Raw genomic sequence first — 26,242 nt, 5'->3', positions numbered from 1 at the left:
ATTATTGGAAAAAACAGTGTTCGCCTTCAACGTCTAATTATTCTTCAAGACCTACTGTCCATCCTGCTGTCCAGTTTTTCGCTTTCGTTACGGCACCGACATGGTCAGCATTTTCAAAAAAGCTGTTACCGGTGAAGTCTTTAGGTGTTGTGGTATCGATGGTGAAAATGCCTTCTAATACCGCACTTGTATTTGCAGCCGTACTGTTTTCGGTATTATCGTTAATAAACCAGCTCATTAAATCAAAGGTTGCATCACTAGAGTCTTTAGAATCTTTAAACGCTTCATCACAAGCCACAACTGAGTTGCTCATTAGCGTATCACCAGATTTTGCTTGATCTACCGTTAAGCCAGCTTCCAACTCAACACATTCGCCCATGCCTGCAGGACCAGTAACAACAAAGTTATGAAGTTGTGCTTTCGAGCCTTCTCGGAGATAAACACCTTCAGAGTCTTTATCTGCAGTGTCAAATGTATTACCAATAATGGTCATGTTGGCAATACTCGGGTTTGATTGTGGTAGTTTGTTTGGTGTTGAGCCGTCGTTGTCACCTTCAATACCACGGTTTGCTTCACCATTTTGTGGGTCATGCTTAACGAGTACGTATTGTAAGTTGCCACGAAAGCCATTATCCCAATCAACGCTGTCATCTTTATTAGAGGTTAAGACCACGTATTTAAGGTTAACCGTGCCACCAAAAAATTCGATACCATCATCAGCATTTTCATGTACTTGAATATATTCGACTTTGGTACCAGAGCCAACACCACCAAATGTTATCCCGTTCAGTTCGTTGTCTGGTGCTATTTCATAACCTGCATGCTTAACAACGACATAACGTAATGTACCTGAGCTGTCAGCATCGTCTGTGCCGCCAAAGACTGCGCCATCTTGAGCACCTTCAATTTGAAGTGCACAGTCACTGCCATCCGTTGGACATTTATTTGATGTCGCATTACCCAATAACACTATTCCACCCCATTGACCTGCACCTGTTTCAGCGCCAGTCAAATCTTGACTCGACGTAAAAGTGATAGGTTTTGAGGCTGTGCCATTTGCTTGAATTTCTGAATCACGACTGACCACTAGGTAATCGCTACCTGAACGACCATAGATGGTTGTACCGGCTTCAATCGTCAGTGTTGCTGAGTTAATTTTATCGCCACCAACAAAAACAGCGCCGTTTAGAGCATAAATATTATTAGCGGTTAACGTTAAGTTATTAGCAATAACACCGCTTAATTGACAAGTAATGTTTGAGCCATTGACTGAAGAAATTGCCGATGTACCTGTCGGACAACCTTGTGTTTCTGCCTGAGCGGTTACTACACCACCACCGTAACCAAAGGCCCAACCTTCACGCCAATCGTTACCCGCGTTGTCAGCACTGTCAAACGCGCCAATGTAATCAACGGAGTCAAAAAAGGCATTTTGTGTATTAGCGACATCTTGTCCGGCATTATCAGCAACGAGTGGTGAGTTAGCATCGGGAATACCGTTTTCATTAATTAAAATAGAACTACTGATACTGTTGGATGCTTCTGCACTGAACCATGCTTCGAGGTCAAGCAAGACACTACCGTCTTCCGCTTTAGCATTTTTGAAATTTTCACTATTACTACAGGCCATAACACTGTTTTGCATAACAATTTTACCACTGTTAGCATTATTAACGGTTACAGAGCTCGTTGCACCACCTTCAATTTCTAAACATTCCCCCATTTCACTGGTGCCGGTTACCACCGTATTAAATATTTTTGCTGCGGTTCCTTCGCGTAAGTAAATACCTTCTGAGTCTTTATCTGCACTGTCAAAGTTATTACCCACAATCGTCAAGTTAGCGATAATTGGCGCTGACTGTGGCTCTTTATCAGGAGTAGAACCATCGTTATCCCCTTCAATACCACGGTTTGCTTCGCCGGCATTTTTAGCATGTTCGACATAAATATGTTGCAGCATACCTTTATAACCATTGTCCCAATCGATACTGTCATCTTTATTGGCCGTTAAAACTAAATGCTTAACATTGACCGCACCGCCAAAAAATTCTACGCCGTCATCGGCATTTGAATGTACTTGAATATAATCAACCGTTGTTCCTGAGCCAACACCACCAAACGTTATACCATTAAGTTCGTTGTCAGGCGCAATTTCAAACCCTGCATATTTAACAACAAGGTATTTTAAAATACCTGAATTGTCTTCCCAGTTTGAGCCACCAAAGACTGCACCTTCTTCAGCTCCTTCAATTTGAAGGGCACATTCACTGCCATCAGTAGGACATTTATTTGAAGGAGCATTACCTAAAATAACTACGCCACCCCATTGACCAGCTGTTGTTTCTTCACCCTTAACATCTTGCAGTGAGGTTAAAATAATAGGTTTAGTTTTTATGCCTTCTGCCATTATTTTTGCGTCGCGGTGCACAACGACATAATCACCACCTGATTGTCCAAAAAGAACAACGCCGGGCTCTACGGTTAGCGTTGTTCCTGCCATCACTTCTAAAGCTCCACTAATAGCATAAAATACCGGCTTGCTATCAGCACTGGCGACTAAAGTCATATCACTAGTAATTTTTCCATCAAGCACTTGTACAGCAACATCAAAACCTAAAGCTGTTGAAACATCTTGGCCCAACACCGAACTAGACTTACCCGGTAATTCGGTCACAATTGGGTCAGTTGGAGCAGGGTTAGTGATGGTTGTATCGCCTACTGAGTTATCTACTTGAGATGAAAGTTTAATATCGCCACCACCACAACTGGCTAAAGTAATGGCACAAGCTAGCGTACTGATTTTAAAGAGTGAATTTATTTGCATGTTAGTCTGCTCCGCAGAAATTATTAGAATAAAGTTGCGGCTATGCTACTAAGGTTAAATGACAGAATTGTTGAAGTAATATGTAGTTTTTATTTAAGAAAAATTACATAAATGTTACATAATAAATTTCTATTACTGATATCGCTTAACTTACTCACTGATCTGTTAACTTTTCAAAACTAAGCTATTAAAGCTGAACAGATTGAGATACGTTGTTGAATGCGTTAACGTGAGTAAAACTCATAATTTATCAAGAATGTACTATGATGTATTTTAATAATCCTTGGTAATTCAAAGTGAGCACTTAGCATTATCATCTAGTATTTTTTCATCCTAACTTTTAACAGCTCAGCCCCAATTAATGAAAGGAAATTGCATATGAATGACAAAACAACAACGACAGCTGGCAAATGCCCAGTAATGCACGGCGGTGCAACAAAGAGCAGTATGTCCAATATGGGATGGTGGCCAAAGGCACTAAATCTTGACATTCTTCATCAGCATGACAGTAAGACTAATCCTATGGGTGCGAATTATAATTACCGTGAAACCCTGAAAGATCTTGATATGGCTGCTCTTAAAACAGATATGCATGCCCTTATGACAGATAGTCAAGACTGGTGGCCTGCTGATTGGGGCCACTATGGTGGCCTAATGATCCGTATGACTTGGCATGCTGCCGGCACCTATCGTATCGCGGATGGTCGCGGTGGTGCAGCGACTGGCAATCAGCGTTTTACGCCAATAAATTCTTGGCCAGATAACGCCAATTTAGATAAGGCCCGCCGTTTGCTGTGGCCTATCAAAAAGAAATACGGTAACAAACTTAGCTGGGCTGATTTAATTGCTTACGCTGGCACTGTTGCTTATCAATCTATGGGGTTAAAAACCTTCGGTTTCGCTTTTGGTCGTGAAGATATTTGGCAGCCAGAAATTGACACATATTGGGGCGCCGAAAAAGAATGGCTTGCACCAAGTGGTGGAGAAGGCAGCCGTTATTCTGGTGAGCGTGATTTAGAAAACCCATTAGCTGCGGTAATGATGGGGCTAATATATGTTAACCCTGAAGGTGTAGACGGCAAGCCCGATCCCCTTAAAACAGCGCATGATATTAGAGTAACGTTTGAACGTATGGCGATGAACGATGAAGAAACGGTTGCCTTAACGGCCGGTGGTCATACCGTCGGTAAATGTCACGGCAATGGTGACGCTTCGCAAATAGGACCAGAGCCAGAAGCTGGAGATATTACTGAACAAGGTTTAGGTTGGAACAATAAAACCAAACGTGGCATTGGTCGCGATACCATCACCAGTGGTATTGAAGGCGCATGGACTACACATCCTACTCAATGGGATAATGGTTATTTTTCGATGTTGCTTAACCACGAGTGGGAATTAAAGAAGAGCCCAGCGGGTGCTTGGCAGTGGCAACCAATAAATATTAAAGAAGAGCATAAGCCTGTTGATGTTGAAGATGCAACTACACGTCAAACGCCTATTATGACTGATGCCGATATGGCGATGAAAATGGATCCAGCGTACCGTGAAATTTCAGAACGTTTCTCTAAGGATCCTGAATATTTTTCTGACGTTTTTGCACGAGCATGGTTCAAACTCACTCATCGCGATATGGGGCCAAAGGCACGTTATATCGGTAAAGAAGTCCCTCAAGAAGACCTTATTTGGCAAGACCCTGTTCCCACTGGAGCCACGAGTTATGATATTGACTTACTGAAAAATAAAATAGCAGCGAGTGGTTTAAGTATCAGCGAAATGGTTGCAACCGCTTGGGATAGTGCGCGAACCTATCGTAACTCTGACAAACGCGGTGGTGCCAACGGCGCACGCATTCGCCTTGCTCCACAAAAAGATTGGCAAGGTAACGAACCAGCACGCCTTAGCAAAGTACTTTCTGTGCTAGAAAGTATTGCCACAAGTAGTGGTGCAAGTATCGCTGATGTCATTGTTTTGGCAGGTAATTTTGGTATAGAACAGTCCGCAAAAGCGGCTGGTTTTGAAGTCACTGTACCCTTTTCACCAGGGCGTGGCGACGCAACAGATGAAATGACGGATATTGACTCCTTCGAAGTGCTAGAGCCCACTCATGATGCTTATCGAAACTGGCTAAAAGCTGACTATGTTGTCAGCGCAGAAGAACTAATGCTTGACCGAAGTCAGTTAATGGGACTTACCGCGCATCAGATGACCGTGTTAATTGGTGGTATGCGTATGCTTGGCACTAACTACGATGGTACAAAACATGGTGTGTTCACCGAACGTGAAGGTGTACTTTCTAACGATTATTTTGTTAATTTAACAGACATGAATTATACGTGGGAACCTGTTAGTGATAACCTTTATGAGATGCGCGATCGTCAATCAAATGAAGTAAAATGGACAGCAACACGAGTTGACCTTATCTTTGGTTCTAACTCAATTCTTCGTTCATATGCTGAAGTTTACGCGCAGGATGATAACCAAGAGAAGTTTGTTGCTGATTTTGTTACAGCATGGGCGAGTGTGATGAACGCTGATCGATTCGATCTAGTCTGATGATTAGCTAAAATTTCACGCCGCTATTTACCGCGGCGTGAATGATAAATCTAGCCTTAATAAGTAGCGAGTTAAAAGTATTGCACCCGCAATACTTTTTTTTTAGCTATAAACTCTTTAACCTAATAGCTGGAATGACCCCATATCCTTTAAAACTATCACTTGAGCTATAAGCGATTGTATTAGCGATAATTTTTAAGTTTACCAGCGCTCTACACTCCATTGCACGGCCATAATCGCAATTAATATAGAGCCAACAGGTAGTACACCTCTTGTATAAAACGTGGTGTTACGTAATAAAATTAATATCGGCAGTAAAATAGCAAGTATCGCTAACTGACCTATTTCAACACCAAGATTAAAGGCTAGTATACTCAGTAACTGTTGATCCGCAGGTAAGCCTAATTCTCCTAAGACACCAGCAAACCCCATACCGTGCAGCAAACCAAAGGCAAAGGTTAACCAAGCTAAACGTAAAACCACTGGCCAAATATTATTGAGCGCCGCAAATAAAACCGATAAAGCAATGCCCAGCTCTACCCAACGACTGCTTGGGCTTAACCAGCCTAAGGCGGTCGCTGTTAACGTTAGCGAATGAGCCAAGGTAAATGCACTCACGATCCATACGGTGTTAGTCAAAATAGTTTTAACACTTGATATAGCTTGCCACTTTTTATCTTTACGCTGTAGCACCGCCGGCAATAACAAGGCAAACAAAAACAGGATATGGTCTATACCGATCCAAATATGTACAACACCTTGATAAACAAATTGTGTAAATGTCGTCCAGGCACTACCTTTGCTCAAATCTATGGTGATTTTTCGAGTGCTGTCATCTAACACTAAACTGTGTAAGTGGTTACCATCACCAATATTTAGAACCACCTCATGGCTACTATCTAAAGAAAATATTGCGCTGTAGGCAATTTCTAATGGGCCACTGATTGGGCACTGACCTGAGAAATCAGTAACAGCGAAAGCTTCATTGGCATGATCTTGCAAACGCTCCATAATCTCAAAACGTAAGTTACACCTTAAATTTTCACGACTCAATAATAAATGCTCAGCCAAATAGCTAGCAATCTCAGCTTGTCGACTCTTGACCTCTCCCCAGGTTAACTCACCGTTGGCATTTATATCCAAGCCAACAGCTAATTCTAAATCAGTCAAACTCAATTGCCATTCGCCACTGATACGACCGGTGTCGTCGATTTCGGCAATAATGTAACTGGTACTCAATTGATGAGCGACGACAGTATTGGCCAGTAATAACGACAGGCTTATTAGCCCTATTTTTAACCACTGCTGCATATTTTTATCTCACTACTTTTACGGTTTATTAAGGTTTATTGTGTTGAGGTGTAGCTTAAATCTGAGGCTTTTTATCAGGTGATTCTTTAAATGCTAAAGCACGTTTGAGCAAGCGTTCATCCGAGCCCAGCTTAGCTTGTTGCCAATTAATTCTCGCCCAATAAAGCGCCTTAATAGGGTTAGGAACAATATCGAGATAATATTGAGCTATATCTGCAGCATGAGCGGTATCATTTCGTTGCAAACGTATTTCGATACGTTGGGTTAGTCGCTGCTGCCATACGCCATTAGTTGCCTTAGTTATTTGTTCTGCAAGGGTCAAACGTAATAACAAAGCATCATCAAAACTATCACTTGCTTCAACGATAGGTCCTAATGTCTCTAAAACAATTTTGCCTTGTTGTTGTGCTAAATAAATATCCGCCCACAGCGCTAAATAACTAACCGGGGCCTGATTCAATGGGTAGCCTGACAAATGGTCTATGGCTTGTTGTGTTAACTGCTGACGGTGAGCAAGATCAGCTAAAATTTGATTAAGCCATACCTGTTGGGCGATAGGTATATCACCAGCAAGCTTAACGATATTTCTTAATTGTTGGTAACTTTGGGCAACTTTGCCTTGTTCAGCACTAACCTCTAGCACGCAGGCGCTACTGACAAATAAACTGCCCTGCCCCAAGACCTGTAAACAGGCACTTTTCGCAGCGTCAAGATCACCTTGTACCATGTGTATATTGGCTTTCATTAACCAAGCAGCGACGTTGTCTGGCTGATATTGAAGTATCTGAGTCAGTAATTGTTGGGCCTGATTAAATTGATGGTAATGCTGTAAGACGGTTGCTGAATAAAATTGTAGCTCTAGATCATCAGGATTAGCGACCAACAAGGGTTTCAGTAAAGCGCCAGCACGGCCATAGTAACGACTTGCTAAGCCAGGCTTGCTTGCGTCATTGAGCAGTTGGGCGATAAAAATCTTTGGCTGTTGTGCAGGTTTAGGCACCGTCCAGCTAGCAACGATACTTTGATTTGATTTGGGCACATAACTTTCTGAATGTACAGGCGATGAAGTGGTAATAAAAACCAAGAATAACAAGGGGCTAATAAAACGAAGGATTGGCATATCATTATCCATAAAAGGGCGCCTTCCTTGGCGCAGTCAAGATGGTTCTACTGTTGAAGTAAGTCGTCGTATGCTGCTGGTTCCTCAACATCTTGAATAAACACACGACCATTTACGGCCAAGGGTTTATCGCTTGATTGCTGACTAAAAGCTGCACGACTATAGCTGGCAAATGACACTTCCAGCGCTTCAATCGTAATATTGATTGTACCGCTAACAGGATAATTAATTCCATCAGAGGCAGTAAAAGTAAAGCTGTCACTTCCTGTTACTTCAGCATTAGGCTGATAAGTGAAACTACCATTACTATCAATGGTGACCATTCCAAGCATCGGCTCTTGATCTAAGCTAAAAGTCAACGTGTCACCATTTTCATCATTCGCGCTTAACATGTCAGTGATAGGCGTTTCTGTTTGAGTGATCAAATCGACCGATATCGTAGTCGGTGATGCATTTTTCGTAATCGGTAGCTCATCGACATCATTATTACAGCCTGAAACTAGCATGGCGGCCGCTAAACTTAACACGACCCCTTTAAGCTTAAAGACTTGACTGAGATGAGATACTGTATTTCGTTTACTATATAACATAATAGTGTTCCTTATTTAGAACCTGGTAACGGCATTGCTAAGTATGGAAAGCTAGTATCCATCATAGAGGCATTACTTGGCGCACCATCAGTAAAGGGCACATTACCAACACTTGCATCTTCTGGTGCACATAAGCCCAAATCGGTATCTGTGCCATTAACAGGAATTGGGTAACATAAACGACCCATAACAACACGAAGGGCAATATCTACCACATCATCACCTGGTCGGCGACCATTTGGAAAGCCAGCTAAATCGTCACCAGCAACACCAAACGATGACTGCATATCGGCTGCCACTGCTGCAATACCAGTATTTAAGCGTAACATTTCAGCTGCGGTCACTGTTGATAACTGATTAACACCTGGGAAACCCGTTAAAAATGCAGTAACTAAATCAACTCTAGGGAAGTTAGTGGGTGCCAACGTTTCAATATTTGCACCTAAAGTGGTATTAACCGCATCTTTAAACAATATATTCAGTAGTTCAGGTAGCGTTGGGTGAGTCACATAATCAGCAAACTGACCATCTGCACTTGGATGAGAGCTTGAGAACTTATCTTTATCCGCCAAGCCAATAACCAATTCATTCACTAAAGGAGAGCCAAGACGAGAAACTTGCGTCAATGCACCACCATTTACTTCAGTGTTATCAAAGCTAGCATTAGGATTCAAAATTCTAGCCTGAGGTAAACTTGCCGTAGTCCAACTACCGATAACGCCATTACCTGTGCCTATTAAACAAGCTGTTGGTACTTCAATAGCGATACTCGTAACATTTTTGTCAGCTAAATCATCATTACTTGCTGATTGTGTAATACCACCGGGGAAGCCATCACCATCGCCTGCTCCAGGAGCACTGTCACCTTCAACAGGAACAAAGTTCACTAAATCAAAAACTTTACCTAAATTAACGGCAAATGCGTCTTTACGCTGACCAACAAATACTTTTGCTGATGCTTCACAGCCAGGTATAGCGGCTGAGTATATATGGCTGTTAGCATAAGCTGAATACTGCTCAGCGTTGGTAAATGTTTTGTTACCGATGTAATCGAGTGGCTTAGCAAAACTTGCTCCACCCGAAGTACTATTAGTAACAGCAGCACTAGTACCTGTTCGCATTGGACCAGAAATCATATTAACCATGTAGCTTTCAGAGAAATTAGCCGCACTTTTATCTGCCATACTGATGCCACCAACATTTTTAAGTGGTACACCAACAGATTTCTGTTCACCTTCAGCGCCAACCATCAAAGCAACACCTGCATTATTGTTGCCTAACATCTGGTTAAAATTAAAAGTAAAAGTTATATCTTCAACAGCGTCACCATCGTTATCGATATGAATCGCATAAGTTGCAGCAGGGTCCATAGCGAAATAGTTAGGTCCACCATAAGCATCCTGTAAAGGAATGTAATTTGCGATGAGGGTGACGTAATTGCCACGGCCTTCTTCATAACTGTTGAATGCATAAAAGTCTGTTGAGTCAACTGTTGGCATACGTGTGACATTAGGCGCTTCACGATGGCTCGATGCAGATACAGCTTGAGACAAAGTTGCACTCATTATTGCCGATACAATTAGTGTTAATTTAAATTTTTTCATGACGTTTCCTTTATAATTTATAGTTCTTAATGGTTACTTTCTTGAAAGCTCATTAAGTTAAACGATCGAGATAATGAATTGGATGCAATAAAAATAACTTATTTATAAATTAATAATTATTCAGCCGTACCATAGTTTCAAATCGTGTTCTTTTTTCCTTTTACATTGGATAGCGTTGTTGCACTTTTTTTAGGTCATGTCGCCTTAATCAACTTTATCAACAACAGCTAGCGTAAGCCTAGGTCATAAAATTATAGAATGTCGATTATTTGTTATTTAATTTAAATATCAATAATATATGCACAAGCTGTTAACTTATTTCAGCGTAAAACAACAGATAAAAAAAAACGAAACTATCGTTTCGCTTTTTAATATTCGCTCTAAAAGATAAAGAGTAACTAAAGAATAACCAGTTCTGAAGTATATAAGACAGTGGTTGGTGAGCCATTCGGTGAACCACCTAATGGCTCTAAGCTAACTGCTAAAGCCGCAATCTCAATCTGATCAAATAATTGAGGTTTACTTAAAACTAACTTACCACTTTTAGGTAGCAAGCCTAAAGAAATCGGAGGCCGACCGTCTGCTGCCACTATCCATAACTGATAATCAGCATCTGACTTAGCGATTAACTTTTTGGTCGCTTGTACGCTAATAGTGTCTTCGCCAATTTCTAGCGCCCATAATAAGTCAGCTTGTTCATTACTCATTAAAGCAAGTTGTTGAACCTCAGGCTGAAGTGGGGGTTGAAAGCTAAATAACAACACAGCAAGAACTATCGCCGCCGCCGAAGCTAAACCCGCAATACCTTGCCAAACTCGAGGCTTAGACTTGGTTATTGCCACAACATTACTTTTTATAGGCTGAGCTACGAATCCTAATTGATCTTCGATACGCTGCCAAACAGCTATGTCTGGGGTAACCGGTGGAATTTTTTGCCCTAAGCCGTTGAGGTGTTGCTCCCATGTTTGGGTTGCATCACTGATCAGTGGAAATTGCATCATCAATTTTTGAAAGCGCTGGCGAGCTGGGCCACGTAAAGTACCAAGCACATATTCTGCTGCAAGGGCGTTTTTGATTTTTTCAGATTGATAATTCATGGTGTTAAGCAACTCTGTAAGCTCATAAGACCACGTCTTATCCAGCTTTTAATTGTACCCAAAGGGTTATTTAGGTGTTTAACCACCTCTTGATGAGAACAGCCATTGAAGTAAGCTAAATAAATTGCTTGTCGCTGTTGAAGATCTAACTGCTGTAAACATTGGTCGAGTAATAGTTGTTCTGATTCACTTATTTTCTCACTGGTATCGAGATCAAAACTTTCATTATCCACAAGTTCATCCTCTTTTCTAATTTTATGATAACGTAAAATGTCTAGTGCGCGATAACGCACTATACTGATCATCCAAGTCAACACTGTGCCTTTACCCGTTCTATATTCAGACGCGTTATGCCAAATGCGGACATAAGCCTCTTGCAGAGCTTCTTCGGCTAACTCTTTGCTGGATAACATTTTCAGGCAGACTGCATAGAGCTGTTTACTGGTCGCTTGATAAAGTTTCGAAAACGCTTGTTTATCGCCTTGGGCTGACGCACCAAGTAACGCTAAATGCTGTTCATGTTCCATTATTTATTGCTCTTTTTTTTAAGGAAAATTACATATATGCAAAGATAGTAACCTAAACAGTGGTGATTTATCTACAATACTCTTACCAATAATTTTGAACAAAAGTCTAATAAGCATAAATAATTTATCATAACTATCAGCATGATTATTGAGAAGGTTAATCTATAGGAAGCTAGGTGAATATAAGATGGGGTTATTTTTTAGGTGAAAAAAAACGGACACTTCAAGTGAAGCATCCGTTTTTTAATGTGGCGGTGAGCGAGAGATTCGAACTCTCGAAAGGGATAAACCTTTACACGCTTTCCAGGCGTGCGCCTTCAGCCACTCGGCCAGCTCACCAATTTTTTCACTAACAGGCTAATTTTTATTGAGATGAATTAGCATGCTAATTTTATCTATTAAAGACATTTTAAAACAAGTCTTGACCCGCTACTCAGAGAATCGACTGCGTAAAAAATAACTTTATAAACACTTTAAACTTATAGACATGCCATAAAATAAAGTTGCGCTATGGTAGGTAAATTTAATAGCCAACACAACTTAATTTTAATAAAAAGAGGCCAACTGATTACTTTATCAGCAAAAAATCACCTTACTGGTTATTTACTGGCTAAAGCGTTGTTGAACGTTAACATGCGATCCAATGACTTCAATGCCCCGTCGCGAAGTTTCATGTCTACAAACACTTCTCTGCCTAATGGATTAAGCAATGCTTCTTCTATCTCTTTTAAACCGTTCATTGCCATCCATGGACAATGGGCACAACTTTTACAGGTTGCGCCTTCCCCCGCGGTTGGGGCCTCAAAGAATTCTTTATCTGGACATAACTGCTGCATTTTATAAAAAATACCACGGTCTGTTGCGACGATAAACTTTTTATTGGGCATAACTTGAGCAGCTTTAATTAGCTGACTAGTTGAACCAACAGCATCAGCAAGCTCAATAACATCTGCAGGAGACTCTGGGTGCACCAAAATGGCAGCATCTGGATGCAAAGCCTTCATATCCTTTAGCGCTTTGCTTTTAAATTCATCATGAACGATACAGGCACCCTGCCACATTAACATTTCGGCACCCGTTTGCTTTTGAATGTATGCGCCTAAATGACGGTCAGGTCCCCAAAGAATTTTTTCACCTTGCTCATCAAGATGTTCAATAATTTCTAATGCACAAGAAGAGGTAACGATCCAATCCGCTCGAGCTTTTACCGCAGTTGAAGTATTCGCATACACAACAACAGTTCGGTCAGGGTGCTGATCACAAAAAGCAGAGAACTCTTCGATAGGGCAGCCTAAGTCTAATGAACAGGTTGCTTCGAGTGTTGGCATAACCACGGTCTTTTCAGGCGTCAGTACTTTCGCAGTTTCACCCATAAAACGAACACCAGCAATAATTAGCGTTGTTGCTGGATGATTGTTGCCAAAGCGCGCCATTTCTAAAGAGTCGGCGACACAGCCACCCGTTTCCTCAGCTAAAGCCTGAATTTCGGGATCGGTATAATAATGAGCAATAAGTACCGCATTTTTCTCTTTCAATAAAGTTTTAATACGATCTTTATACTGACTACGTTCATTATCTGAAAGTGGAGCTGGTTTCGCTGGAAATTGAAAATCAAATTCTACGGCTAAATTACTTTGCGACATTATTTATCTCTGATGATCTCTTTAAATACCACGCAATTATACGATATAGATATCGTGATGTGTATAAGACTTTTAACTATTAAAGATTAAAACAAGATAATACCGGATGGTATTTTATTGAACATGTAGCTTTTGAATAAGATATTAATTAAGGATCGTCTTGAAGTTAAGCGTTTATCTTAAGGACTTACTTTAAGCAGTGTTTGGCCATAAAAGATTTGAACCTTGGAATTAACCTGCTTAACGTTTAAAAGCCTTGGCTTTTTATTGTTTGCTATCTGACTTATAAATTTAGAAATTAACTATTTAAGAAATTGTTAAGGCACCAGATAAAGCGTGACTAGGTTATATTACCTACGTTTGGACAGCAGAAGGTTGGTTATATTTATGTGTCGTGATTGACTTATATTCGCGAAAAGTCGTGGTTGGAGCATGGGGTCAAGAATGAAAGCGCAGCTTGTTTATGATGCGTTAACAATAGCTATTTGGCAACGACAACCCAAAGCAAGACTGATAGTTCATTCAGATCAGGGCGTTCAGTATGCCAGTCATCAATATTGTCGATTACTCAAATAAAATGGGTTTGTTGGTAGTATGAGTAAAAAAGTGTGTTGCTGGGATAATGCCGTTACCGAAAGCTTCTTCGCAAGCTTGAAACAAGAGCGAGTTCATTAGCGTAATGATAAAACGCGTTATTCAGCACAGCAAGATGTACTGAATTACATAACAATTTGGTACAACAGCCGTCGACTTCATTCATACCCGATTATCAAAGTCCTAACGGTTTTGAATCAGTGGATAGAGAATTAAAAATGGTTACTTAACTAAGGCGACTGAATTTGGTTGATTATGTCACCAACTCTATTGTCAATCATGCAAGCAGACTCATATTGCCTAATAATCAAAAGATATTCCTAAAACGTTATAATTTGATTTAAATAGATAAAGGCTGTTTAAAAGTAAAAAGGCTCATATAGCCGTTATAAGCGGCAAGCGACGAAGAATTAAACACGAAGAAGATTAAATTAATCTAAACCAAAAAACGTACTTATTTTAGTCAGTAAGTGAACAGATATTTCTTCAATTCTTTGATTTTTTGCTTCTTTATCTAATTGATCTCTAATGGTTTGAGTTTCAACTTCTCGTCTGGCTAAAACATCTGATATTTGTTCAATCATACTTGGTCGTTGCTGAATGATTTCTTGGAAATCATTACGGTGTAAGCGATAGCAATACACATCACTAGTTGCCACAATAGTCGCGCTTCTTGGAGCTCCTGTCATTAATCCCATTTCACCAATAAAGGTAGGTGCGCTGATATCTGCAACTTTGCTTTTTTGTTCAGCAGAGTTGATCCAAACCTCAGCATTGCCTTCGGTTAAAATATAGAGCCAGTTAGCTTGGTCATTTTGGATCATGATATTTTCACCCTGAGAATAAAGTACCGGTTGAAGTGCTTTTGCAAGATGAGTGAATTCTTGTTGTGTTAATACATCTAAGAAACTAATCTCTTTTAATGCATTTATTCTTTTTTCAATATCTTGCTGATTTTTATGTTCCCTACGCTCAGTATTGTCATTATCAATAAATAGTTGTGATGCGGGTATCGCTAATGGAATATTTGCACGTTGCAATGCAGCATATAAACGCCGTCTTATTAATGAACTTGTTGGATCGTCATCTTTAATGTCTGTCAGCCAATAACGCACCGCATAATGTGCATAACTGTCTCTATTATCGCTCGAAAAATCAAGACATATACAATTAGCGGCAGGGGTTTTAGCTACATTTAATATTTCAGGAGGTGCTTGCAAGGCTTTTTCAACAGTTTCAATAACATGGGATGGACTGGTACGAAAGTCGACATTAAAATATACCCACATTCTATGCTGGCGTGGTTCACCTGCCCGTTTACCTAAAATAATAATATTGGCCGATAATAATGATGAGTTGGGAACAATAATAGTATCCCAATTTCGTGTTTCAATAACGGTATGTCGCCATCTAATCTCTTGAACCCTACCCTGATTTCCATTTTCAAGCTGTATCCAATCTCCAAGCCTAATAGAACGATCAATCTGTAGCGCTATCCCACCAATAATATTGCCTAATGTCGCTTGTAATCCAATAGCTAAAATACCTGTTACCACGGCTGAGGTAGCGACTATGCTAGTCGTATCAACACCAAAATTTCGTAACGTAATACCAATTAAAATAATGATAGATAACCCTAAGAATAAATCACTAATAATTGACGGCGGATTTTGTCCTAGTTTTGGTAACGCTAATTTGAATAAAATAATTGAAAACAATTCAACGATGGTAATCCACCCCGTTAAAAATGAAATATTTGCAACAATTAAGGAAGTCTCTAGCCATGAATAAAAGTATGAAAATTGTATAATAACGACAGTTAATAAATATATTAAACAAAAATAAGCCACTCGTTTTATATGGCTATTATTCCCTGGCGAAAACGCTCTTAATAAAGCAGCTGTAATAAAAAAAACTACAGAAATAATACTCGCGGTAAGCATCGTAGTTAACGTCATTAAAACTCCAATTTAGTTTAGTTATCTTTGGTTTAAAAGTATGGCGCATATTTCAAATAAATTTATGACGCCATTTATATATTTATTTATCCGTATGAGTGAATACGCCGTCCCAATCATCTGCAATAGGCAGCAACTCTAACGTGATAATTCTTGCCAAATATATTTGATAAATATTACGGTCACTATACGTATTTAATAATTCGATAAAGGCTTGTTTTGCTAATGGCCAGTCTTGAGATAAATAATATTGATAAGCCCGACTATATGCATCATTTTCTTCTTTAAATGTTGTTGCTAGTAGTTGCGCTTCATTTAGTGGTTCGTATATGGTGACAGGCTCACTTTTTCCTTTGACTTTAACACTATCAATAAATCTAAATACATATTCCGGACATTGATCTTTAGTGTTCTTACTCACTAAACACTCTACGCCATAGAATTTTGTTAAACTTTCTAATCTTGACCCAAGATTAACTGCATCACCAAGAACAGTATAAGCCCTACGATATTCTGACCCCATATCCCCCACGCTCATATCCCCGGTATTTAACCCAATACCTACATGAATTTCTGGAAGACCTATTTTTTTAAATTCTTCTCTTAATTTTGCGGTGATCACTTGCATATCTAATGCAGCAGCTAAAGCATTTTTAGCGTGGTCGGGATCATTAAGCGGCGCGCCCCAAAAGGCCATTACCATATCACCAACATATTTATCAATTGTCCCTTTGTGATCAAATATACTTTTAGTGATAGGGTTGAAATAGGTGTTCAATAGGTTTTTAAGCTCTGATGCACTTAACGATTCTGATATGCTAGTAAAACTGCGAATATCAGAAAATAGTACTGTCATTTCTTTTCGCTCGCCGTCAAGATTAACCGAATCTGGATCCGCTAACATTTTATCTATATGGGCCGGTGGCACGTATTGGTCAAAAATACCTTTTATCATTTTCTTTTGATTATTTTCTTTAAAAAAACCTAAACCTAAATTGTAAAAACCCACAAGAAAAACAAGTAATAAGCTTGTTGTTAGCATCAGGCTAATATGATGATGTTGCCACAGCCAAAAATTAAAGATCGTAGTAAGTATCATTACCGATGAGGCTGTTATAGTTAATGATAATGGACCTATTGCAGGAAATAAAAACACACAAAACAAGGCAAGAATAGAAAGAATAATGGCTAAAGCGGCTTCCCACCAATCAGGTTGCCTAGGCAGTATTTCTGGATGTAATAATCCTTCTAACACATTGGCATGTACTTCAACACCGGGGAAACTCAACTCCACTGGCGTTGCTCGTAAATCAGCTAGCCCAACAGCACTAGTACCAACAAAAACAACTGCTCCTTCTAGCTTATTTAAGCTGATGTTATCATGCAAAACATCGGTTGCTGATATATACGGAAAGCTTTTACGTTTACCTCTATAAGGTATTAATACTCTGCCAGCAGCATCTGTTGGGATCAATTCATTACCCCATTTAACCCCCGCTATTTGCTTAACACCATTACCAATATTAACAATTTCCATATCAATTTTTTCAGTAAAAGTGAGTAATCTTGCAGCCTCAAGTGCTAATGAAGGGTAAAATTTTCCTTTATATTCAGCAATTAATGCAGCTCTTCTAATAAAGCCGTCTTGATCTGGTGTTGAATTAATGAAACCACTACCAGGTGTTTGTGATTGCAAAATATCAATGTTACTCTCGTAATTTGAGTATGACACGCGGATCAATTTAGTTATATCTAGGTTAGTTCCACTATTGATGACGCTAAGTGGTAGCTCTCCCTTAGTCACTTTATTCTCATCTTGAAATAAAAGGCCTAACACCACATCAGTAGCGGTAACACTTTCTGAAAATACAGTATCAGCATCTAAGGCTACTTTTACTGCCTCGATGTAAGGAGGAATCTCCATGTCAATCGTTCGCAAATAGTCGGCTACAGTGTCTGCTGGATTTCTTTCTGGCTCTGAAAATAATACATCAAATGCAACAACAGCAACACTTGCTTCAGCTAATTTATTGACTAACTCAGCTAATTTACTTCGCGACCATGGCCAACGTCCTTCGGCTGCTAAACTCTTTTCATCAATATCGATAATAAAAATAGCTTGATCTGTTAAAGCACGATCTTCTAGTGTTGCTCTCAATCTAAGATCATAAAATATACCATCAAACCGGGCTAATAGTTGCTTTACGTCAGGTTGAGATGAAAACTGTAAAAAAATAACAAAAGAGCTAATAAGTAAACCAGAAAGAATGGCATTTTTTTTATTTTTTATATAGTTAAACACTTAGATATTTATTCCTTCGAATTATGAATTTTAATAAACAGTAAGTTATAGATATATTGTTTGACCTTCGATACTTAAAAAGGCATTTACCGCCTGACTTATATCGTTGATTTCTTCTTGTAATTGATCAAGTTCACTATCTGTTCTTTCTGGATCATGACTATATATTGCTAAATTTTTTACCTTGCCTTGAATCGCCAAATCCAGACATTCTGAAATCAATGAGTGACCCCATCCTAATTTTAGTGGCATGTCTGACTCTGTGTATTGTCCATCGTGTATGAGTAAATCTACATTGGCAACAAAATTTTTGCACTGCGCTTTACTTACCACAAAATTTGGGGCATTTAATTCATTATCAGTAACATAGGCAACGGTTTTGTTATCACAAGAAATTAAATATGACATTCCACCATTTGGATGATTCATCGGTTGTCTGATAACACTAAATCCGTTAATCATTAATGGTTGCTGAGACCAATCGTGGATTTGAAATTGTATATCAGCACTAATCATATTTGAGGCAATGGGTGAATAACTGCCACGCATTTGTTCAATGATGGCTTGGGGTTCATTGGGTTCAGTAATTGCTGGATAAATGTAAATCTTTCTTTTCTGTTGATAGATCGGTTTAAAAAAAGGAAACCCTTGGATATGGTCATAATGATTATGTGTAACCAACAAATAGATATCATCATTTTGTTTGATTAATTCATCACCTAATTTACGAATTCCTGTGCCTGCGTCTAAAATCAGTTTTCGACCATCATTTGACTCAACTAAGGTACATGCGGTATTCCCACCGTATTTCACAGTGTCTTTACCCGGAGAAGGGCAGGAACCTCTAGTACCATAAAAGCTTACTTTCATATTAATTCTCTAATAATGACACGTTAAAATTTACCTGGCATTTATTTATTATGACTGAACAATTCCATAAATTTATTTTTTTCAAACTTCATTACCAAGCACTTAGTAAAATGATTTAACTATATTTGATCAATTATCATTTTGAATTAAATTATAAGCCCTGAGCTGAATATCGACATTTCCAATTGGGCCTAAAGTGGTATTTCCAAGGATAATATGCTCGTTAAACGGATCAAATAATATTTTTTTAAGGGTTTCGTTGCCACCTTCATCAAACATCGAATAGCCAGGTGTTATATAGGCATTAAATAAAGGGTCTAAACTGCCATCAACTGACAATATTTTTACCACCAAATTATCATTATCTGCATTGGTGCCGTGGCCCACGGCATAAATAACTTCATTACTATCAAGGGTGATATCATTTAGCACAGTAGCTGTTGCGCCAATGGCTAAATTAAGTATTCCTGAACTTGCAAAAGTAGGGTCAACAATACCTGAGCTATTGGTTTTAACAAAGTGACTAGTTGATGCGGTTAAATTATTCACATTGAAAATGAATGAGCTATCCACCAATTGTACTATATCCACCGCTGTAATATTTTGACTAGCCAAACCTAAATCATAGCTTTTATAACCTGTACCATTGAAACTGAGATCAAGCTCACCTCCTGAGTCAATTTTGAGTAAGTAAGGGTTGATGAAACCAGCGACATCAATAGAGCCCAAACCAATTAAAGTACCATCGCCTTGTGCTATAACCTTGTTCAAAGTTTCTGAAAAACTGCCCGCCACATTAATAATAGCCAAACCACTGACATAGCTGCCACCATTAAATAAGGTACCATCAGTGGCATTGACTTTAATAATAAAAGCATCATTACCTGAACCATTTACCGTACCGACAATAATAATATGATTGGTGAATGCATCATAACTAATATCATTTATCTGCGAACTGAAGGTAAGATTAACTTGAGCATAACCAAAACTAGGCACAAAATTTATATCCGGTGTAAATTCTTTGTCGGTAACTTTATAAATAGTTAAGTTATTGGAGCTATCATATCTTGTAAAGATAAGGCTGCCATCGGCTAACTCAAGTGAAGGTCCATAAGAAGTACCTGAAGTTTGTAAGGTGCTTTTGCCTTTATTTAACGTGTGATCTAAGGCGCCATCACTGCTCAACAATGACAGACTTCCGCCGTTACCATTTATATCTGTTGGTTTATAAGTATTCACCCATAGCGCACTTTGATTAGGCACCATTGACAGTAAATTGATATCAATTAGGTTTTCATAGCTGCCAGTGAAATTAAGCATTTGAGTGCTTGTGGCAACCTCAGTACCATCATTAAGTAACTGTTTAAATAGAATGTCATCGCTTAATACTTGCCCCGTTATATTGGCTAAATAAAAGTGATCGTTAGTTGGGTCGACAATCAATTGCATTGCCTGCATTACAGGATAATTAGCCGAAAAGCTGGGGGAAGTAAAACTTCCATTTATTGCCCCCACATTGGTTAACTGATCAATAAGATAATTTGGGCCACCTTCGCCTATATCTGCCACTGAGCCAAAAGTGATATTGCTACTGCTATCAAGGTCGATACTTATTATTGACGAAGCAAAAGAATTACTGCCATCAACATCGGCAGTATAAACACCTGATGTAGCGAAACTGGAATTTACCGTAATAGATGCATTAGTGACATCAATTTTCAGTAACGTCGCTTCTAATGGACCACTTATACCTTGCAGATAATTTGATGCCCCAGCAAAAATAAAACTATCATTATTCAAATTTAAATAGGTTTCAACTTTATCATCAGAGCTGCCAATCGTTGTAACAACTTGTTTAACATCAAACGTAGCAGCTATTAAACTTAGTTGCGTAAAGTCTGTTTGATTTAAAACGGCTGCACTAAAATTTCCTTCAGAAATCTCGACATCATAATCGTCACCTATCACTACCAACTCACCACTTGATAGTTCAGCTAAACCAACCGCAAAAAAGTCATGTGGATTAAATAAGTTATATTCACCCGCGCCAAGATCAGAATTCAAATTAACCAAGGCTCCAGAAGTGTCAATACGGATCATTTTAAGGGAATTTCGAAAAAACGTTGAACTGTAGCCATCGCAGGCAATATAAATATAACCATTACTATGAATTAGAATATCTTGACCATAGCTTGAGTCTAGAAAACTGTAGTCAAACTTACCATCCGTATTAAAACTGGTATCTAAATTACCAGTATTATCTACCTTGATAACAAAAGGATTAAAGCCTGAAATGGTTTCGGTGCCTACAATATATAAATTATCCGATGAGTCTAAGACCGCCTTACTGGCAATTTGGCTGTTAGCAAAAATAAAGGTTTTTCTCCCCTTATCACCGTAAGTGGTATCAACTGAGCCATCGGTATTCATTCGAATGCTGGCAATGTTCTTATCACCTTGAATATCAACATTAACCACTAAGACTAACTTGCCATTCGTTTGCCGAACTGTACTGACTATACTGTCATCACTGGCATAAGAATAAGTATTAAATGAACTACCTCCATTATTGCCAAAAAAGGCATCAAGTGCTAATTCTTGATTTTCAATGATATCACTTACATCGACGGTAATATCAAGGGTTTCAAAAATAGTCGGTGTGCCCGAGTCTTCCGCTTTGACCGTTAAGGTATATTGATTCGTCACTTCATAATTTAAATTAGTAATATCAATAATGGTGACATTTCCTGAGCCATCAATACCAAAAATGCCATCGGCATTACCTGCGCTAATGGTCCAAGTTTGTGCACTATTTTCTGGGTCTGTAGCAACTACAGTAGTAATTGCATCATTGACTTGCGCATTTTCAGCAATCACTTGTGAGCTTGGCGTTGCCGTTAACGTTGGTTTTTCATTGACATCACTTAAACTAACGGTAACTAAAATATTGTCTGCTTGTCTGGGTACACCATCGTCTGTTGCAATTAACTGCAAATCATAAGAAATAAACGTTTCATAATCTAACGCGCTATTATCATTTATAGTAATTGCCCCTGACGAGCCATTAATAATAAAGACATTATTCTCATCGACTAAACTCCAACTAATGGTTCCTAGTTCGGCATCAGTGGCAGTGGCGGTGTAAACTAGCGTGTTGTTTGCCGTATTTTCAGCTAAATTGAGTGTTGATGATGAGGTGATAGCAGGCGTGTCGTTCACTGCCGTAATCGTGATTGATACCGTCGCGGGGGCGGAATCTACAGTGCCATCGTTAATCGTATAAGTAAAACTGTCAGATAAGGTTTCACTGCCGTCATGGCTATAAGTCACTGTTCCGTCATTATTATTCACGATGGTGCCATTACTGGTGACACTAAGATTGGTAACCGTAAGTGCACCATTGGGCGTTTCTGCATCACTATCATTACTGCGTAAAGCTATAATAACATTACCGTTTTCATTGACACTAGCAACATCGTTAGCCGCTACTGGCGTGTCGTTCACTGCCGTAATCGTGATTGATACCGTCGCGGGAGCTGAATCTACAGTGCCATCGTTAATCGTATAAGTAAAACTGTCAGATAAGGTTTCACTGCCGTCATGGCTATAAGTCACTGTTCCGTCATTATTATTCACGATAGTGCCATTACTGGTGACACTAAGATTGGTAACCGTAAGTGCGCCATTGGGCGTTTCTGCATCACTATCATTACTGCGTAAAGCTATAATAACATTACCGTTTTCATTGACACTAGCAACATCGTTAGCCGCTACTGGCGTGTCGTTCACTGCCGTAATCGTGATTGATACCGTCGCGGGAGCTGAATCTACAGTGCCATCGTTAATCGTATAAGTAAAACTGTCAGATAAGGTTTCACTGCCGTCATGGCTATAAGTCACTGTTCCGTCATTATTATTCACGATAGTGCCATTACTGGTGACACTAAGATTGGTAACCGTAAGTGCGCCATTGGGCGTTTCTGCATCACTATCATTACTGCGTAAAGCTATAATAACATTACCGTTTTCATTGACACTAGCAACATCGTTAGCCGCTACTGGCGTGTCGTTCACTGCCGTAATCGTGATTGATACCGTCGCGGGAGCTGAATCTACAGTGCCATCGTTAATCGTATAAGTAAAACTGTCAGATAAGGTTTCACTGCCGTCATGGCTATAAGTCACTGTTCCGTCATTATTATTCACGATGGTGCCATTACTGGTGACACTAAGATTGGTAACCGTAAGTGCACCATTGGGCGTTTCTGCATCACTATCATTACTGCGTAAAGCTATAATAACATTACCGTTTTCATTGACACTAGCAACATCGTTAGCCGCTACTGGCGTGTCGTTCACTGCCGTAATCGTGATTGATACCGTCGCGGGGGCTGAATCTACAGTGCCATCGTTAATCGTATAAGTAAAACTGTCAGATAAGGTTTCACTGCCGTCATGGCTATAAGTCACTGTTCCGTCATTATTATTCACGATAGTGCCATTACTGGTGACACTAAGATTGGTAACCGTAAGTGCGCCATTGGGCGTTTCTGCATCACTATCATTACTGCGTAAAGCTATAATAACATTACCGTTTTCATTGACACTAGCAACATCGTTAGCCGCTACTGGCGTGTCGTTCACTGCCGTAATCGTGATTGATACCGTCGCGGGAGCTGAATCTACAGTGCCATCGTTAATCGTATAAGTAAAACTGTCAGATAATGTTTCACTGCCGTCATGGCTATAAGTCACTGTTCCGTCATTATTATTCACGATGGTGCCATTACTGGTGACACTAAGATTGGTAACCGTAAGTGCACCATTGGGCGTTTCTGCATCACTATCATTACTGCGTAAAGCTATAATAACATTACCGTTTTCATTGACACTAGCAACATCGTTAGCCGCTACTGGCGTGTCGTTCACTGCCGTAATCGTGATTGATACCGTCGCGGGGGCGGAATCTACAGTGCCATCGTTAATCGTATAAGTAAAACTGTCAGATAAGGTTTCACTGCCGTCATGGCTATAAGTCACTGTTCCGTCATTATTATTCACGATGGTGCCATTACTGGTGACACTAAGATTGGTAACCGTAAGTGCACCATTGGGCGTTTCTGCATCACTATCATTACTGCGTAAAGCTATAATAACATTACCGTTTTCATTGACACTAGCAACATCGTTAGCCGCTACTGGCGTGTCGTTCACTGCCGTAATCGTGATTGATACCGTCGCGGGAGCTGAATCTACAGTGCCATCGTTAATCGTATAAGTAAAACTGTCAGATAAGGTTTCACTGCCGTCATGGCTATAAGTCACTGTTCCGTCATTATTATTCACGATAGTGCCATTACTGGTGACACTAAGATTGGTAACCGTAAGTGCGCCATTGGGCGTTTCTGCATCACTATCATTACTGCGTAAAGCTATAATAACATTACCGTTTTCATTGACACTAGCAACATCGTTAGCCGCTACTGGCGTGTCGTTCACTGCCGTAATCGTGATTGATACCGTCGCGGGAGCTGAATCTACAGTGCCATCGTTAATCGTATAAGTAAAACTGTCAGATAAGGTTTCACTGCCGTCATGGCTATAAGTCACTGTTCCGTCATTATTATTCACGATAGTGCCATTACTGGTGACACTAAGATTGGTAACCGTAAGTGCGCCATTGGGCGTTTCTGCATCACTATCATTACTGCGTAAAGCTATAATAACATTACCGTTTTCATTGACACTAGCAACATCGTTAGCCGCTACTGGCGTGTCGTTCACTGCCGTAATCGTGATTGATACCGTCGCGGGAGCTGAATCTACAGTGCCATCGTTAATCGTATAAGTAAAACTGTCAGATAAGGTTTCACTGCCGTCATGGCTATAAGTGATGGTGCCATCGTTATTATTTAAAACAACACCATGATTAGCTTGACTAATATTACTGACAGTTAAGATGTTTATTAAGCTTTCTTCATCTGTATCATTATTTCTGACATCTATTTTGATAACACCGCCTTCATCAACATTAGCAGAGTCATTTTGTGCTAATGGGATATCATTAAGCAAGGTGATGTTTAGGGTAACGGTAGCTGTGGCAGAGTCAAACTCGCCATCATTTACTTTATAAGTAAATTGATCTGATGTTGTTTCTGAACCATCGTGTACATAGGTAACACTACCATCACCATTATCAAAAACTTGCCCATTTGTTCCATTGCTAAGCTGAGAAATAATGAGTAACTTGCTAGATAAATCATCGCTATCATTTTCTATAACATTAATAATAATACTATCATTTTCATTTAGTTCCGCAAAATCATCCTTTACAACGGGTGCTCCTCTGGAGAGATCAATAACACTTTTTTGCAAACTAAAGGCACTTTCACCCCCATCATTAACGCCACTGACAGTGAAATAATATTCTTTATCAGCGTCAATTCCCTCAAAAACAACATTATTAGCTACCAATGACAATCTTGCTTGACCACCCTCATAGGAAGTTACATTATCACTACTAATGCCAGGTTCTGTTGCAATAAATACATTATAAAACAGATAGTCAGGTAAAACAGACCAGTTAATTGACAAGTCTCCCGTGTTAGCACCGGTGCTGTCATCATGGATGACATTAATAAATTCAGCCTGCGTGCTTTCAATAACTACCGCTTGCCAATTTATACTTAACGTGGCAGCAATACTCCGGTCACCATCAACGTTATCTACCCAAACGTTAATAATATTAGGCCCACTTTGCCAATTATAGTCATGCGGATTTAGACCATTGATGAATAATCGGTAACTGGTGTTATCACCTTCAACCTCATTAAATTCATCATTAAGACAACTAGCAGTAGACGCACCACAGATCTGTAATACAGCGATATCTGGATTTCCATTCGAAAAATCTAACGATATTTGCTCAATTCCTGCTATATCTATTACATCAAGGGCTAATAGAATATTCCCCATAATGTTTTTACTTTGATCTGGTAAATCTATTATGGCTGTCGCACTTTGACTTGCCCCTGTTACTTTTGACGTTCTGTAATTAAAAGAAACTTTAGATAAAGAACTTGCTTGAACAGTACTGAAAGATATATCTGTACTTAGCAATACTGAATCGGCTGGTAACAATACAACTTCAGTATTATCTTCACTAGTATCTCCACCACAACCGCTTAAATTAAAACTCAACAAACCGAAGATAAATAACGCTCTCAAATATAATTTCATCATATTG

At 39.4% G+C, this 26,242-nt stretch carries 13 protein-coding genes, 1 tRNA gene and 1 pseudogene; 2 read left to right on the top strand and 13 right to left on the bottom strand.

All coding sequences use genetic code 11. From position 1 onward, the window contains the following. Positions 1-37: 37 nt before the first annotated feature. A complete protein-coding gene (locus A3Q34_RS16360; protein WP_070376321.1) occupies positions 38-2,824 on the bottom strand; it encodes a hypothetical protein in 2,787 nt (928 codons plus the stop codon). A gap of 378 nt (positions 2,825-3,202) precedes the next feature. Between A3Q34_RS16360 and katG the strand changes: the two genes are divergently transcribed. Next, positions 3,203-5,377, top strand: coding sequence for a catalase/peroxidase HPI (katG, locus tag A3Q34_RS16355; protein ID WP_070376320.1), 2,175 nt, complete (start codon positions 3,203-3,205; stop codon positions 5,375-5,377). Between the two features lie 201 nt (positions 5,378-5,578). Here katG and A3Q34_RS16350 read toward each other — a convergent pair whose 3' ends face one another. From A3Q34_RS16350 to nadA, 8 genes are all read right to left on the bottom strand, one after another. Next, positions 5,579-6,688: a HupE/UreJ family protein gene (locus A3Q34_RS16350; protein ID WP_070376319.1), complete on the bottom strand. Its 1,110-nt coding sequence runs from the start codon at positions 6,686-6,688 to the stop codon at positions 5,579-5,581. Positions 6,689-6,743: 55 nt separating this feature from the next. Continuing rightward, positions 6,744-7,820 carry a tetratricopeptide repeat protein gene (locus A3Q34_RS16345; RefSeq protein WP_083278062.1) on the bottom strand — a complete coding sequence of 359 codons (1,077 nt, stop codon included), beginning with the start codon at positions 7,818-7,820 and terminating at the stop codon, positions 6,744-6,746. A 35-nt stretch (positions 7,821-7,855) separates the two neighbouring features. Next, positions 7,856-8,314: an Ig-like domain-containing protein gene (locus A3Q34_RS16340; RefSeq protein ID WP_442855286.1), complete on the bottom strand. Its 459-nt coding sequence runs from the start codon at positions 8,312-8,314 to the stop codon at positions 7,856-7,858. Positions 8,315-8,409: 95 nt separating this feature from the next. Next, positions 8,410-9,963, bottom strand: coding sequence for a DUF4331 domain-containing protein (locus A3Q34_RS16335; protein WP_442855285.1), 1,554 nt, complete (start codon positions 9,961-9,963; stop codon positions 8,410-8,412). A 437-nt stretch (positions 9,964-10,400) separates the two neighbouring features. After that, positions 10,401-11,099, bottom strand: a complete 699-nt coding sequence (locus tag A3Q34_RS16330; RefSeq protein ID WP_070376316.1) for an anti-sigma factor — start codon at positions 11,097-11,099, stop codon at positions 10,401-10,403. Then, the gene (locus A3Q34_RS16325; protein WP_070376315.1) at positions 11,096-11,626 is read right to left on the bottom strand and encodes a sigma-70 family RNA polymerase sigma factor; all 531 of its coding nucleotides are present in this window, start codon (positions 11,624-11,626) and stop codon (positions 11,096-11,098) included. The genes A3Q34_RS16330 and A3Q34_RS16325 overlap by 4 nt, the downstream gene beginning before the upstream one ends. A 249-nt stretch (positions 11,627-11,875) precedes the next feature. Next, positions 11,876-11,965, bottom strand: a tRNA-Ser gene (locus tag A3Q34_RS16320). A gap of 260 nt (positions 11,966-12,225) precedes the next feature. Next, the gene (gene nadA, locus A3Q34_RS16315) at positions 12,226-13,269 is read right to left on the bottom strand and encodes a quinolinate synthase NadA (RefSeq protein WP_070376314.1); all 1,044 of its coding nucleotides are present in this window, start codon (positions 13,267-13,269) and stop codon (positions 12,226-12,228) included. Between the two features lie 349 nt (positions 13,270-13,618). On the opposite strand from nadA, the pseudogene A3Q34_RS20115 reads away from it, so the two are divergent. After that, positions 13,619-14,093: pseudogene (locus tag A3Q34_RS20115) on the top strand (IS3 family transposase); the annotation flags it as partial. A gap of 201 nt (positions 14,094-14,294) precedes the next feature. On the opposite strand, the gene A3Q34_RS16310 reads toward A3Q34_RS20115, so the two are convergent. From A3Q34_RS16310 to A3Q34_RS16295, 4 genes are all read right to left on the bottom strand, one after another. Continuing rightward, entirely contained in the window at positions 14,295-15,821 is a 1,527-nt protein-coding gene (locus A3Q34_RS16310) for a mechanosensitive ion channel family protein (protein ID WP_070376313.1), read from the bottom strand. An 82-nt stretch (positions 15,822-15,903) separates the two neighbouring features. Further along, the gene (locus tag A3Q34_RS16305) at positions 15,904-18,123 is read right to left on the bottom strand and encodes a CHASE2 domain-containing protein (protein WP_083278061.1); all 2,220 of its coding nucleotides are present in this window, start codon (positions 18,121-18,123) and stop codon (positions 15,904-15,906) included. 45 nt (positions 18,124-18,168) lie between these two features. Continuing rightward, positions 18,169-18,993 carry an MBL fold metallo-hydrolase gene (locus A3Q34_RS16300; RefSeq protein WP_070376312.1) on the bottom strand — a complete coding sequence of 275 codons (825 nt, stop codon included), beginning with the start codon at positions 18,991-18,993 and terminating at the stop codon, positions 18,169-18,171. Between the two features lie 129 nt (positions 18,994-19,122). Beyond that, the gene (locus tag A3Q34_RS16295) at positions 19,123-26,238 is read right to left on the bottom strand and encodes a beta strand repeat-containing protein (protein ID WP_083278060.1); all 7,116 of its coding nucleotides are present in this window, start codon (positions 26,236-26,238) and stop codon (positions 19,123-19,125) included. Positions 26,239-26,242 lie beyond the last annotated feature (4 nt).

This window comes from Colwellia sp. PAMC 20917, assembly GCF_001767295.1.
In the GTDB taxonomy this organism is placed as follows: domain Bacteria; phylum Pseudomonadota; class Gammaproteobacteria; order Enterobacterales; family Alteromonadaceae; genus Colwellia_A.
This window is presented reverse-complemented; position numbering and strand designations above follow the sequence as displayed.

Excerpts from the sequence above, each read along its gene's own strand:
- A3Q34_RS16360 (WP_070376321.1), bottom strand. The coding sequence starts at position 2,824 with ATGCAAATAAATTCACTCTTTAAAATCAGTACGCTAGCTTGTGCCATT.
- katG (WP_070376320.1), top strand. The coding sequence starts at position 3,203 with ATGAATGACAAAACAACAACGACAGCTGGCAAATGCCCAGTAATGCAC.
- A3Q34_RS16350 (WP_070376319.1), bottom strand. The coding sequence starts at position 6,688 with ATGCAGCAGTGGTTAAAAATAGGGCTAATAAGCCTGTCGTTATTACTG.
- A3Q34_RS16345 (WP_083278062.1), bottom strand. The coding sequence starts at position 7,820 with ATGGATAATGATATGCCAATCCTTCGTTTTATTAGCCCCTTGTTATTC.
- A3Q34_RS16340 (WP_442855286.1), bottom strand. The coding sequence starts at position 8,314 with ATGCTAGTTTCAGGCTGTAATAATGATGTCGATGAGCTACCGATTACG.
- A3Q34_RS16335 (WP_442855285.1), bottom strand. The coding sequence starts at position 9,963 with ATGAGTGCAACTTTGTCTCAAGCTGTATCTGCATCGAGCCATCGTGAA.
- A3Q34_RS16330 (WP_070376316.1), bottom strand. The coding sequence starts at position 11,099 with ATGAATTATCAATCTGAAAAAATCAAAAACGCCCTTGCAGCAGAATAT.
- A3Q34_RS16325 (WP_070376315.1), bottom strand. The coding sequence starts at position 11,626 with ATGGAACATGAACAGCATTTAGCGTTACTTGGTGCGTCAGCCCAAGGC.
- nadA (WP_070376314.1), bottom strand. The coding sequence starts at position 13,269 with ATGTCGCAAAGTAATTTAGCCGTAGAATTTGATTTTCAATTTCCAGCG.
- A3Q34_RS16310 (WP_070376313.1), bottom strand. The coding sequence starts at position 15,821 with ATGACGTTAACTACGATGCTTACCGCGAGTATTATTTCTGTAGTTTTT.
- A3Q34_RS16300 (WP_070376312.1), bottom strand. The coding sequence starts at position 18,993 with ATGAAAGTAAGCTTTTATGGTACTAGAGGTTCCTGCCCTTCTCCGGGT.
- A3Q34_RS16295 (WP_083278060.1), bottom strand. The coding sequence starts at position 26,238 with ATGATGAAATTATATTTGAGAGCGTTATTTATCTTCGGTTTGTTGAGT.